Raw genomic sequence first — 12,180 nt, 5'->3', positions numbered from 1 at the left:
ATGGGCAATTGTGGCGTATACAGTATAAAAATCTAGGAATCCTATGAGTGTATTATTAGACCGTTTAAATGATGAACAGCGCCAAGCAGTTACGACGACAGAGAAGCCTCTGTTGATCTTGGCTGGAGCAGGAACTGGCAAAACTATGGTGGTGACAAGTCGCATTGCTTTTATTGTCCAGAGTGGTCGTGCGGAACCGGGCGAGATTTTGGCGGTAACTTTCACAAATAAAGCTGCTAATGAGATGAAGGAGCGTGCGGGCAAGCTCATCGGTCAGCAGGCAGTCAGGGATTTATGGGTAAGTACTTTCCACTCATTTGGCATGAAGATTTTAAGAAAATACGCCTATCAAGCGGGGTATGCGCCAGATTTCACTTTAGCCGAATATGGTGATCAAGTGGGTTTGGTTAAGCAAGGTCTTAATGAATTGGGCTTGGTAGAAGATGGTATGAGTCAGGATCCCAAAGCAATTCTTTCTTTAATCAGTATGGCTAAAGCTAAAAACCAAGTTCCGGAAGATTTAGAAGAATCTAGTGATCCATGGGAGCAACGCATCGGTGGAATTTATCGTTATTATCAGGAGTATTTACACGCGCTGAATATTATGGACTTTGATGATTTATTGATGTTAACCGTTCGCCTTTTACAGAAAGATGAAAAAGTTCGCCAAACTCTGCAGCAGAAATTTAAATATGTGATGGTCGATGAATTTCAGGATACCAACCATATTCAGATGGAACTTCTGCATGCGCTCTTGCCCAAAGACGAGCCGAATATCTGTGTAGTAGGTGATGATGATCAGTCTATATATAGTTGGCGTGGTGCGGAGGTCGCAAATATTCTTGCCTTCCCCCAAATTTTCCCTGGAGGCGAATTAATTAAGTTGGAGCAGAATTATCGCTCCAATAATGTGATCCTTAATGCAGCGAATAAAGTGATAAGTATAAACTCGCAAAGACATATCAAGAATTTGTGGTCAGCCCAAGAAGGCGGCGAAAAGCTGAAAGTAGTGGCATGTGGAAGTGAAGAACGAGAAGCAAAAGCTATTGCGGATTCAATTTTAAATAAAGTGAACGGGCGTCAAAATACTTATGGTGACTTTGCGATTTTATACCGCTCGAATCATCAGAGTCGGGCTTTGGAAGATGCCATGCGTCGCGGCAGGATACCCTACAGAATCATTGGCGACACTTCTTTTTATGAACGTAAAGAAGTACGTGATGCCTTAGCCTTTTTGAAGATAATTCACAATCCACGCGATGATTTTTCCTTCCTTAGAGTTTTGGATGTTCCGCCTCGTGGCATAGGTCCAAGGACAATTAAAACTCTTCGTGAGAAAGCAGTTGAACATAAAACTTCTGTTTACGACCTTTTGCGGAATCCGCAATTTATGGAGAGTTTTGGGCGTTCCAGTGATGCCTTGATGAAGTTTAATCAACGCGTGGAAGAGTTTCGTCAAAAATTCCAAGAGCAGGTCTCGCTTGCAAGTTTAGTGGATGAATACTTTGAAGGGATAGGTTATATAGAAGGCTTGGGCCGTATGTATAAGCCTAGAGAGGATGCTGAGAAGCGCTATAAAAATGTGATTGAAATTATTCATACAATTGAGGGTAGAGAAAAAGATCAGGGCCGCTGTATTCCTTTACAAGAATATCTGGAAGGTGTGAGTCTGATGGAGGAGTATCGTCGTCGACAAGAAAAAGATGAAGATCCCAATACAGTTATGTTATTGACTGTTCACGCCTCTAAGGGTTTGGAGTTTCCTTGTGTTTATGTGACGGGTATGGAAAAGAACCTCTTTCCTCATGAAAAATCTGCGGGCTTAAAGGCTTTGGCAGAAGAGCGTCGGCTTTTCTATGTAGCTTTGACGCGCGCAAAAAGTGAATTAGTTCTCACTTGGTCAAAGATGCGCAAAGCAGGTCGCCGTATGAGTCAGCGCATGCCCTCGCAGTTTTTGAATGAGCTCCCAAAGGATTTAGTGGAGCATTGTTTGCCACAGGATTTATTGAAAAAATTATCGCGTGAAGAGTTTTTAGCTCAGATGAAAACCTTGAAATTTAATAAGTAAAATCAATGCTTTTGCAAAAAATTTTAAAGAACTTATATTTCTACTGCAATAAATGACAAAGTTTTACGTATATAGAGATAAGTAAATTAAAGAGTCGAGAAATATGTTAAGCGATAATCAACTGATAAAAAAATATTTAAGCGGTGACGATAGTGCCTTCGATGAGCTCTATTCACGTTATCGTTTACAACTTTATTCTTATCTTAATCGTTTAGCACCAGGCAAAAGCCAACTCGTCGATGACCTATTCCAAAAGACTTGGATGAAAGTGGTCGCTAATTTGCCTCGCTACCAAGATCGTCAAACCTTTTTGGCCTGGAGTATGCGTATTGCCCACAATCTTTTGATCGATCATTACCGCAAAGAAAATCGTCGTTATATGGATGAGCTTCCCGAAGAAATTTCTTGTTCCGGAAGTGTGCCAGGTGAAAGTTTGGTCTTTGGTGAATTATCAGCTGCTTTAAAAAGAGCTATCTTAACTTTACCAACTGAGCAAAGAGAAGTACTAAATTTGCGCCAAGAAAATGTTTCCTTCAAAGAAATTGCCAGTATTCAGGGAGTTAGTTTAAATACAGCTCTTGGACGTATGCATTATGCAGTAAAGCGTTTGCGTACTTTATTGAAATCTTGGGAGTCTTGAATAATGGAAAATGAGCCCCCATTAGAAACAGATCGCTTTATCAAGGCTTATGCACGTGAGAATCGACCTAAGAAGCTTTGGCAAAAAACTTGGCCTTGGGCATGTGTCTTTGTGCTTAGTTGTGGTGCGATCTACGCTTTATAGTATTTGACCTTGTAGTCAAAACCTTTTATGTCGGCTTCCTCGACAAATTCCACTCCATCATTATTAGAAATTTGATTTCGCACGTTGTGAGAAATTAGAATTTCATTTGGTCCAGCTTTGGCACATAATCTAGCAGCCATATTGGTGACGGGCCCGATGGCAGCGTAATCTAATCGGCCTTCAAAGCCAATAGTTCCAGTAGTGGCTTCGCCAGTAGCAATACCCATGGACATATCTAAGGGGAGCAATTCACCATTTTCAGTTTTCTCATGTTCGTAGACATTTCTGATTTCTCGGGCCATGTCTAGTGCCACTGTTGAGTGATCTGGTATGTTATTGGGGGCACCAATAATACACATGAGGCCATCGCCAGTGAAGCGTTCGATGGTCGCTTGATGCTTAAAAATAACGGGGCCAATGGTTTTGTGAAAGTGTTGTAGACTCGACATTAAGCTTTCTGGGCTTGCGGAGTTCGCGTATGCAGTAAAACCTCTAAGGTCAAGGAATAATACAGTGAGTTTGCGGCGTTCGCTAATGCTGAGTAGGTCTTTTGATTCAGTCATGAAAGAATCAATAACTTGCGGAGCCATGAAGCGTTTGAAGCGGTTGGATTTCTCTATCTCTTCGACTTGCGCTTTTACAGTGCCTTCTAAATCTCTGTTGATAGAGTCAAGTTGATTGTTGACATCTCGAAGTTGTGAATAAGTATCTCGCAACTTAAGAGTGGCTTGCATACGAGCCAACATTTCGAGGTGGTGATAGGGCTTTTTGATAAAATCGTCGGCGCCGAGCATGAAACCATTAATGAGGGCATCGCTCGAGCTAGTCGCAGTAAGAATGATAATTCCGGTATTAATCAGACTTGGTTCTTGTCGGATTTCTTGTAAAACCTCTACGCCATTGATGTCTGGGAGTGAAAGGTCGAGCAAGACGAGATCGGGTTTTTCTTCAAAACAAATTTCTAAGGCAGTTCTTCCCGTGTAGGCTCCGAGGACTTTATAGTTTTGCGAAATGAGCAAGGATTTTAGAATGAAAACGTTGTCTTCTAAATCGTCCACGATCAAAACCGTATGTTGACCACTATCTTTTAAAGAGTCTTTTAGCTGCATAAATATATTATTTTGTCATTAATGTTACAAAATTGTACGAGATTAAGGATAGACACAGCGATAATGTAACGTTAGTTTTGATGACAACCAAGCATTTAAATTAATATATGGAGAAATAGCTCATGAATAGGAGAGGCGCTAAAGAAGAAGAAGGGCGTATGAGTCCGGATGCGGCGCGCTTAATGATGGCTATGGGTTTTTTACAGATGTTCAATCCTAAGGAAGGAGTGGACGAAGTAATGGAAAGAGGGCTCAGTGTTTATATGGAAATGACTGGCCTTGAGCGTGGTTTTGCTTTTATTAATGCGGGAGAAAATGGCGAAGAAGATCTGCGCGAGTGCGCACGTGTTCAGCCCAAGCCCGGTGACTCATCCTATAGTTTGAGTCGAAGCTTTATTAAAAAAGCGATTGAAGGTAAAAAAATTATTATTGAAGATGCTTTAGATCAGTCGGCTGATAAGACTCAGACAGTGGTCGATTTTAATATTTGTTCAGCAGTGGTTGTTCCAGTATTTATTGATAATGAGCTAAAAGCTGTTTTTTATATGGATAAGCAGTTGGCCTCAAAGAAACTCCCGACGCATTTACATTACGCAACACGCCTCCTTAGAGACTTGATTGCACGGGCTCTATCTCGTGAGATTAATGGTGGTGGTCGAGTTGACCTAGATCAATATAGTGATTTCCTACGTCAAGTACTCAATGAAATGGAAATTGTTATTGATAACTTAGGTGTCATTGCCGACGGCTTCACTGAATACGACTTAAGTGATATTAAAGAAGGTATTGATAGTCAGGTTGAAAAACTTGACGAAGTGATTGCGGCACTTGGCCAAGTTTAATTTTATTTGTGTGCCTTGCGAACTGCTCGTGAAACATTGCGAGCAACATCTTTATTGAAAACACCTGGAATAATATAATCTGCACAGCGTTCGCTATCTTTTACAGTGGCAGCAATAGCATGAGCAGCAGCAAGCTTCATCTCTTCAGTGATAGATTTGGCACGACATTTTAATGCACCTTTAAATATTCCTGGGAAACATAGAACATTATTAAGTTGATTGGGGTAGTCGCTTCTGCCGGTAGCCATTACGGCGACATGGGGCAGGGCAATTTCGGGCATGATTTCTGGCGTAGGATTCGACATGGCAAAGATTATAGGATCTCTTGCCATGGTTTTGAGTTGAACTAGCGAGAGTACATCTGGTCCAGATAAACCGACAAATAAATCAGCATCTTTGATGGCTTCGTCCATTCCGCCTTTTATTTTTTGTGGATTGGTGATGTCTGCGTAAGCGATTTTTGAACTATTCATATTATCGCGTCCTTCGTAGAGTGTACCGGTACGATCTAAGCCAATGATGTTAGTGATCCCTAAATCAAGCATCATTTTGGTGCAAGCAGTTCCTGCGGCGCCAACGCCTGCGACGACAGCTTTGATGTCTTTAGCTTCTTTATTGACAACTTTTAGCGCATTAATTAAGCCGGCAATCATGACAATGGCGGTACCGTGTTGGTCATCGTGAAAAATGGGAATGTTAAGCTCTTCTTGAAGACGTCGTTCGATCTCAAAACATCGTGGCGCAGAGATGTCTTCTAAATTGACACCGCCAAAACCTGGGGCAATGGCTTTTACAGTGCGGATGATTTCTTCCGTGTCAGTTGTGTCTAAGCAAATTGGGAAGGCGTCGACACCACCAAACTCTTTAAAAAGCATAGCTTTGCCTTCCATGACCGGCATGGCAGCTTCGGGGCCAATATCGCCGAGACCGAGTACCGCAGTTCCGTCTGAAACAATGGCAACGGTATTTTTCTTTATAGTTAAATTGTGGGCGAGTTGAGGATCTTTGTGAATCGCTTCGCAAACACGAGCGACACCAGGTGTGTAGGCCATGGAGAGTTCGTCACGAGAATTGAGAGGGAAACGACTATTGACTTCGATTTTTCCTCCCAAATGCATGAGCAAGACTCGGTCAGAGATGTGGAGGACTTTCAGTCCTTGTAGTTGAGATAATTGTTCGGTGATTTCATCTTTATGATCATCTCCACTCGTGTCGACTGTGACGTCACGAGTTATCTTACCTTTGGTGATTTTAACAATGTCAATGGCGCCAATGTTACCGCCTAGTCGACCAATAATTTCAGCGACTTTAGCAAAAAGTCCTGGCTGATGATCCATTTGTAAGCGAATTGTGATCGAATGGCTAGCACCTGTATTTGGCATATTGAGCTCCCTAATTGATTATGTTGATTCAATGTAGACTTTTTCCAAAGGAAAAGAAGCTTGAAGAACTCAGTCTTGAAGCATTAGATAATGTTTTCTGCACAAATTTCCATGGAACCCTCTTTTTGTGGTAAAACCGAGAGTGATTCACTGGCAAAACCTGCACCAGCGGAAGTATAAAAATTAAAGATGTAATCCACGCCATTTTCTTTAAGAAGGGCTTCGTCTTCTTTGTATTTTACGGTGGCAAATATTTTCCCTTCAAAATTATTGGATCGTAATTGTTGGGCAGCAAAGAGATTGTTTGAAGTTTGGGGCATACTTAGAAGGACCATGTGAATAGAGGGGTGATTTATGCAAAAGCGTTCCCAGAAATCAGGATCAACAGAATTGGCGAGGATGGCATGTCTTCCTTCTTCAGTGTGGCGTTCGATAACAGAAGAATCATTATCAAAACCAACAATTTTGTCTATGCCTTGGTGGAGGAATTCATCGTAGGCACCGGTTCCTAGACGTCCCATGCCTATGATAATAATATTGACATCTCCTGGATCAATAATGATTTCTTCAGGTAAACGTGATTTGGATTCGAATTTTTTGGCTTTTTCAATAAAAAACTCTATGAGTTTTTCACTATTAGCGGAGAGTGGTGAGGCGTAGAGAAAGCTGATGGCTAGCGAAAGTGCGATAATTGTCAACCATTCTGGACTTAAGACTTGTGTATCGACGCCAACTTTAGCGACAATGAGGCCAAATTCAGAATAATTGAAGAGGATAGCTGAAGATAGAATAGCAGTTCGACTCGTAACACGCAACTTTGTGAGAAAAAAGAAAAAGAGTAAGGCTTTTAAAGGTAAGACCAAAGAAATGAGTGCGGCAGTGAGAATGATGTCAGAATCCGGGATGCCACTTAAGCCAATGCTCAAAAAGAAGCCAACAAGAAACAAGTCCTTGAAATTAAATAATTCTTTCGCGAGATTAGTGGCGTACTTATGTTTTGAAAGCATGATACCTAAAATGAGAGCTCCTAGGTCTCCTTTGATCCCGAAAGATTCAAAGAGTACCGCTCCACCAAGTGCAATAAGTAAGCCGAATAAGAGCAGTAGTTCTCCGTGCTGGATAAAGTTGAGGAATTTTTTCATCAGACGATGGATTGGGTAGAGTCCAATTACTAGAGCTAAAGCCCAAGGAGAGGGGATTTTACCTGTTGAGGCAGCTAGATAGATGACTGCCGCAATATCTTGAATAATTAGGATGCCAATTGCCAAGCTCCCATAAAAGGAATTCATGGCAGCCTTTTCTTCGAGAACTTTGACGACAAAAACCGTACTTGAAAAACTTAAGGCAAAACTAATTAGAGCAATGGCTTTTATATCTAGGCCACTCATCGGACCTAGTCCAGTTGAAGCGAGTAGAAAGAGTAAGCCTGACATGGCAAGGGTGATCAAAGCCATGTGGCCAAAGCCCGTTCCCCAAATGGGTAATCGTAGTAAGTTTTTAACTTTTAGTTTCAAGCCAATTGTAAATAGCAGGAGGGTGACACCTAGATCTGCAAATTGGTTAAGTGCTTCACTATTCTTAAGTTCGGAAGCGAGATTTGGATCTGATGTGAGTTGAGCAATACTCGGGAGTAAAAAGCCAGCGCCTAAATAACCTATGAGCGGAGGTAGACGGATGAGTTTGGCTATGGTACCAAAAAAGAAGGCGATACCGATCCAAATGATAGCATTCATTATCTTTTAGATTTGGGGTGAAGGGAGCCATCGTTACTAGAACTGACAATGCCAGCCACGATAACGACTAAGTAGATTTGGCCGATGAGGGCTTCGGTGATGCAAAGAATGCGGCTAAGTCCACTGCGAGGTTGTATATCGCCATACCCTAAAGTGGAAAGGGTGACAAAGCTGTGGTACATAAGGTCAAACATATGCGGTAGCCCTTGCTCTTGATTCATTTGTTTTAAGGACTCGGTGTCGGGGAATGCGAAGGAGTTTGGGTATTTGAGTTCAATTAAGGTAAATAGATAAGTAAATGTGATACCAATCATTAAATATGTGCATAAACTTGCCGCAAGCTTATTGTAAATGGATTGTTGAAAGCGGAAGACTTCACGTGTAATGATGAAAATATAGAAGATGTAAAATAAAGATCCTGAAATGAGTAGTGTTTCAGGAGAGCTGTAAAGGTGATTGGAGTGAGCCCAGTAAGAAACAACTGCCGGGAAACTGAGGGTAGCGGATATCAGTAAAAGGTGTTTGTCTTTACGGCAGGTATATATAGCAGTTCCGAGTATACATGAGTAGGCAATACTGGAAAAGAATTCGGCCCCAGCCAAATCAGTCGCTCTGAATGGAGCAAGTAAGAGGAAAATGGCTAGGCTTGTTAACAGCCATATATATTTGTTTTCGGTGTAAATTTTTTTATCCATAGAGGAATCTATATTTGTATTGTTAAGCCTCAAGTAGCAAGAAGTGAAATTTTCAATAAACTTAGCAATTACTTATAGAGTGCAAAAGTGATCAATGGCTTTAGATTCCAAAAGTTTATAATTCTAGGATGAGAAATGAATGCTAAAGAAAATTCGTGGAGCTTTACAGAAGATGGAACCCTTTATTCACAGAAATTTGAAGATACTTACTTCATGGAAGGTTGTGGTCTAGCTGAAAGTCGAGAGATTTTTTTAGGTGGTAATTGCATTGCTGAACGTTTCGAGCAAGAAGATGAACTTATTATTGGTGAAACGGGATTTGGCACGGGGCTTAATTTTTTGGCGGCTTGGGATACTTGGCGTAAGTCTTCGAAAACTTGTCGACTGATTTTTTTTACTTGTGAACTTTTCCCTTTAGATTTAGAGCTCCAAAGAAAAGCTTTAGCTCCGTACTCTGAGCTTGCGGAGCTCGCAGATATCTTGTTGACGCGTCTGCCGAAAGCTAAGCAGGGTTTTCACCTCATAGATTTCGAAGAGGGGCAAGTTCAATTACTATTAATGTTTGGTGATGTTCAGGATACCTTTTCTGAGTGCTCATTACGCGCTGATGCTTGGTTTTTAGATGGCTTCGCACCTTCAAGTAATCCTGAGATGTGGAATCAGGATGTTTTTCGACTCTTAGCCAATCATTCTCGAGAAGGAACGACCTTGGCGACTTTTACTGCAGCGGGATTTGTACGTCGAGGCTTGATGGAGGCCGGTTTTGCGATGGAGAAAGTTCCAGGTTTTGCGGGTAAGCGTCATCGTTTAAATGGGGTGTTCGAGCCTGGGTCACGTCGCTTTGCTAAAATTGAACTTCCTTGGTATGTGCACAAAAAACAAAAGCCAAACGGTAAACCCATTATTATTGGGTCTGGAATTGCGGGGACAAGCATTGCACGCGAGTTTTTTAAGAAGGGGATTCAGAGTCAAATAATCGATATTTCTGGCGAGGTCGCCAGCGGCGCTTCGGGAAACCGTCGTGGAATGATCATGCCTCTTTTTACCCAGCATGGAAATCATCAGGAGATGTTAACAGTTTGTGGAGCTGAGTACAGTTTACGGGCACTAGAAGATTTGGGCGTCAGCACCGATCCACAGGTCTATGAATTGGATGTTAAGTGTGAAAATGATCAGCTATATGAAAACGCAGAGAAACGTCACGGGACTGATTATGTGCATCGTGAAAAAGAATTTCCTTATGCGAAGCAGGCACTTTATATGCAGCAATCAGCTGTCATTAATCCAGTTGAAGTGTGTGAGGTTTTTTTGCGAGAATCGCAAACGGAGCTTGTTAAAGGTCAGGTTCAAAAAATTGAATTCAAAGATCAGCTTTGGGCTTTAACAATGAGTGATGGAAGTCAGCTAAGCAGTGACACTCTGATTATTGCTGCGGGCACTGGGACAAGACAATTAGTGGAACAAATTTATGGCGAATCTATTCTGAAACTCTCCAGTTTACGTGGTCAAGTAGCGCACGTTAAAGGCGAATTACTTAAACAGTTTGATGATTTGCCCAATATGTATGGCGATAAATATTTACTCAAAGATGGTGATGACTTTCTTTTAGGGGCAACTTATCAGGAAGACGATGAGGATCAATCTTTAAGATCAAATGATTTTGCGGAACTCGCAAAAGCGCTCAAAGATTTACTTCCTAGTTTAGATTCGGATCTTGAGTTTGATCAAGGGCGTACAGCGTTTCGTTGTAAATCAAAAGATTATTTACCGGTCGTGGGTCCGATGCCCGATTTAGAGTGTTTTAAAGAGACTTATGGCGGTGATAAAAGAACTCACGCTGCTTCACGATTACCTGAAGCAAAATACTTGCCTGGGCTTTTTGTAGCGAGTGGCTTTGGCTCAAGAGGTTTTACGACGGCTCCCATGTGCGCTCGCATGCTCGTGGAAGAAATTGTTCATGGTCGTAGCTTTTTCCCAAACGACTTTCGCAGGCACTTGCACCCAGCAAAATTCACCATTCGTGACTTGCGACGGGCTTAGTAGTATAGCAAACGTAGTTAGTAATCATTAAAAGTGTAGAGAATCTATGAAGAAAAATCAACATAAAAAGAACCAGCAGAAAGCGCAAAAGAAAAAAGCCCGCAAAGAAAAATTGCGTCTACAAAAGCATAATGAACTCCAGCAGAAGTTTAAGTTGGTGAGGGTAAAACTAAGCGAAGAGCAAATTGATGACATTATTGATCAATCACTTGTGGATTTTAAAGAAGGCCGTCGTGAGCAGGCGCTTACATCATTAATAGACATCTACGAAGATAACTCTGAGGATGCTAGTCTCAATTATGTTATGGGGACTTTTTACCTTCAACTCGGAGAGTTTTTCGAGGCTCGAATTCATTTGGAAATAGCCATAGATCGTGATGAAGATATGATAGAGGCTTATCATAACCTTGCTTATGTATATGAAGAAATTGGACAATTTGATGAAGCCTTATCAGTTCATTTAGAGATCATTGAGAGTTTCCCCAAAGAACACGCCATTGTTGTGCAAAGCCTCGAGTACTTAAACAATTTTGAAGAACACAATGGAATATCGCCAGATAACTTTATTCACGCAGCAGTCACCTTTCATGAAGCTATGGATTGGATGGAAGACGGTGAGTATAAAAGAGCAAAAGAACTCTTTATTGAGTCAGTAAAAATTAATCCAGAATCGCCACCTGCTCACGGTAACTTGGCGATTTGCCTAGCTAGAGATGGCGAGATTAAAAAAGCTGTCAGCCATTTAGATCAGGCCTTAAAGATGGACCCTGATTATGAACTAGCGAAAAAAAATAAACGAATTATTTCAGCATTGAAAGAGGGAGAGGAACTAGGGGGGAATGTAAATGTTACGAATACAGTTCTCGAAACTCTAGCCAAAAATCAAAATCCTTTGACGTAATCAAAGACCAGAAGTCAGGTAATTTAATGGAGCTCTGAAAGAACAGTACTTATTTAGCCCCTTGCGAAACGCGGGGGATAAGGTAGCAAATCAGTCGGAACCCTGAATGAGTGACACATCGCTATAAATCAGCGATCAGTTTGCAGATCGTTCCTTGCACTCACTGCAGGTTGTGTTACACAAATTTTTCCCCTCTCATAAATATGTTTTTATTTCATCGCAAAGTACTCTCGAGGGTCATTATTTTCGTAAATCACTAATAATCAAAAAGATGCTTATTTCATCGCAAATGGAGTTTGGAGTAAAATGACTTATACGGAAGATGCATTTGTAGAGCAACCAGCCATCAATCTATTTAAGAACCTAGCTTGGCGTACACTTTATTGTTACAGCGAGGTGTTTGGTGAAGAAGGGGCGATGGGACGCGAGAATCGCGGAGTAGTAATTTTAACTTGCGAGTGTTTTCCAAACGACTTTCGCAGGCACCAGCACCCAGCAAAATTCACCATTCGCCAACTGCGTAGAGATAAGTAAGCAACTTAGACAATTATTTTGTATTTTTACGGCAAAAAATTGATTGATGATGAACTTATTATCATAGAATTTTTAAACTTTGTCTTAAAGTT

11 protein-coding genes are annotated in these 12,180 nt (G+C 41.3%); 7 read left to right on the top strand and 4 right to left on the bottom strand.

Translation table 11 applies throughout. The features are described from left to right. Positions 1 to 43: 43 nt before the first annotated feature. From PQO01_RS19435 to PQO01_RS19425, 3 genes are all read left to right on the top strand, one after another. Complete coding sequence (locus tag PQO01_RS19435) at positions 44 to 2,068, top strand: ATP-dependent helicase (protein WP_274315893.1); 2,025 nt, start codon at positions 44 to 46, stop codon at positions 2,066 to 2,068. 103 nt (positions 2,069 to 2,171) lie between these two features. Further along, positions 2,172 to 2,708, top strand: a complete 537-nt coding sequence (locus tag PQO01_RS19430) for an RNA polymerase sigma factor (RefSeq protein ID WP_274315892.1) — start codon at positions 2,172 to 2,174, stop codon at positions 2,706 to 2,708. Between the two features lie 3 nt (positions 2,709 to 2,711). Next, on the top strand, positions 2,712 to 2,852 hold the full coding sequence (locus PQO01_RS19425; protein ID WP_274315891.1) for a hypothetical protein: 141 nt from the start codon (positions 2,712 to 2,714) through the stop codon (positions 2,850 to 2,852). On the opposite strand, the gene PQO01_RS19420 is transcribed toward PQO01_RS19425, so the two are convergent. Further along, complete coding sequence (locus tag PQO01_RS19420; RefSeq protein WP_274315890.1) at positions 2,840 to 3,961, bottom strand: response regulator; 1,122 nt, start codon at positions 3,959 to 3,961, stop codon at positions 2,840 to 2,842. The two genes, PQO01_RS19425 and PQO01_RS19420, sit on opposite strands and share 13 nt — an antisense overlap. Before the next feature lie 122 nt (positions 3,962 to 4,083). Here PQO01_RS19420 and PQO01_RS19415 point away from each other — a divergent pair, with 122 nt between their 5' ends. Then, entirely contained in the window at positions 4,084 to 4,803 is a 720-nt protein-coding gene (locus PQO01_RS19415; protein WP_274315889.1) for a GAF domain-containing protein, read from the top strand. 2 nt (positions 4,804 to 4,805) lie between these two features. Here the strand turns inward: PQO01_RS19415 and PQO01_RS19410 are convergent, their stop codons facing one another. The 3 genes from PQO01_RS19410 to PQO01_RS19400 all read right to left on the bottom strand — a co-directional run bounded on the left by PQO01_RS19410 (position 4,806) and on the right by PQO01_RS19400 (position 8,613). Then, positions 4,806 to 6,185, bottom strand: a complete 1,380-nt coding sequence (locus PQO01_RS19410) for an NAD-dependent malic enzyme (protein ID WP_274315888.1) — start codon at positions 6,183 to 6,185, stop codon at positions 4,806 to 4,808. 83 nt (positions 6,186 to 6,268) lie between these two features. Then, positions 6,269 to 7,918 (bottom strand): cation:proton antiporter family protein, encoded by a 1,650-nt coding sequence (locus PQO01_RS19405; protein WP_274315887.1) that lies wholly within the window; start codon positions 7,916 to 7,918, stop codon positions 6,269 to 6,271. Then, entirely contained in the window at positions 7,918 to 8,613 is a 696-nt protein-coding gene (locus tag PQO01_RS19400; protein ID WP_274315886.1) for a potassium channel family protein, read from the bottom strand. Before PQO01_RS19400 ends, PQO01_RS19405 begins: the two co-directional genes overlap by 1 nt. 135 nt (positions 8,614 to 8,748) lie before the next feature. Between PQO01_RS19400 and mnmC1 the strand changes: the two genes are divergently transcribed. The 3 genes from mnmC1 to PQO01_RS19385 all read left to right on the top strand — a co-directional run bounded on the left by mnmC1 (position 8,749) and on the right by PQO01_RS19385 (position 12,088). Continuing rightward, a complete protein-coding gene (gene mnmC1, locus PQO01_RS19395; protein ID WP_274315885.1) occupies positions 8,749 to 10,653 on the top strand; it encodes an FAD-dependent 5-carboxymethylaminomethyl-2-thiouridine(34) oxidoreductase MnmC1 in 1,905 nt (634 codons plus the stop codon). 46 nt (positions 10,654 to 10,699) lie between these two features. Next, entirely contained in the window at positions 10,700 to 11,554 is an 855-nt protein-coding gene (locus tag PQO01_RS19390; RefSeq protein ID WP_274315884.1) for a tetratricopeptide repeat protein, read from the top strand. A gap of 306 nt (positions 11,555 to 11,860) precedes the next feature. Then, entirely contained in the window at positions 11,861 to 12,088 is a 228-nt protein-coding gene (locus PQO01_RS19385) for a hypothetical protein (protein WP_274315883.1), read from the top strand. Positions 12,089 to 12,180 lie beyond the last annotated feature (92 nt).

Origin of the sequence: Lentisphaera marina (genome assembly GCF_028745505.1) — a bacterium.
GTDB lineage: Bacteria > Verrucomicrobiota > Lentisphaeria > Lentisphaerales > Lentisphaeraceae > Lentisphaera > Lentisphaera marina.
The sequence above is the reverse complement of the archived record's forward strand: the minus strand, read 5'-3'. Positions and strand labels throughout refer to the sequence as shown.

Excerpts from the sequence above, each read along its gene's own strand:
- PQO01_RS19435 (WP_274315893.1), top strand. The coding sequence starts at position 44 with ATGAGTGTATTATTAGACCGTTTAAATGATGAACAGCGCCAAGCAGTT.
- PQO01_RS19390 (WP_274315884.1), top strand. The coding sequence starts at position 10,700 with ATGAAGAAAAATCAACATAAAAAGAACCAGCAGAAAGCGCAAAAGAAA.
- PQO01_RS19400 (WP_274315886.1), bottom strand. The coding sequence starts at position 8,613 with ATGGATAAAAAAATTTACACCGAAAACAAATATATATGGCTGTTAACA.
- PQO01_RS19430 (WP_274315892.1), top strand. The coding sequence starts at position 2,172 with ATGTTAAGCGATAATCAACTGATAAAAAAATATTTAAGCGGTGACGAT.
- mnmC1 (WP_274315885.1), top strand. The coding sequence starts at position 8,749 with ATGAATGCTAAAGAAAATTCGTGGAGCTTTACAGAAGATGGAACCCTT.
- PQO01_RS19405 (WP_274315887.1), bottom strand. The coding sequence starts at position 7,918 with ATGAATGCTATCATTTGGATCGGTATCGCCTTCTTTTTTGGTACCATA.
- PQO01_RS19410 (WP_274315888.1), bottom strand. The coding sequence starts at position 6,185 with ATGCCAAATACAGGTGCTAGCCATTCGATCACAATTCGCTTACAAATG.
- PQO01_RS19385 (WP_274315883.1), top strand. The coding sequence starts at position 11,861 with ATGACTTATACGGAAGATGCATTTGTAGAGCAACCAGCCATCAATCTA.
- PQO01_RS19420 (WP_274315890.1), bottom strand. The coding sequence starts at position 3,961 with ATGCAGCTAAAAGACTCTTTAAAAGATAGTGGTCAACATACGGTTTTG.
- PQO01_RS19415 (WP_274315889.1), top strand. The coding sequence starts at position 4,084 with ATGAATAGGAGAGGCGCTAAAGAAGAAGAAGGGCGTATGAGTCCGGAT.
- PQO01_RS19425 (WP_274315891.1), top strand. The coding sequence starts at position 2,712 with ATGGAAAATGAGCCCCCATTAGAAACAGATCGCTTTATCAAGGCTTAT.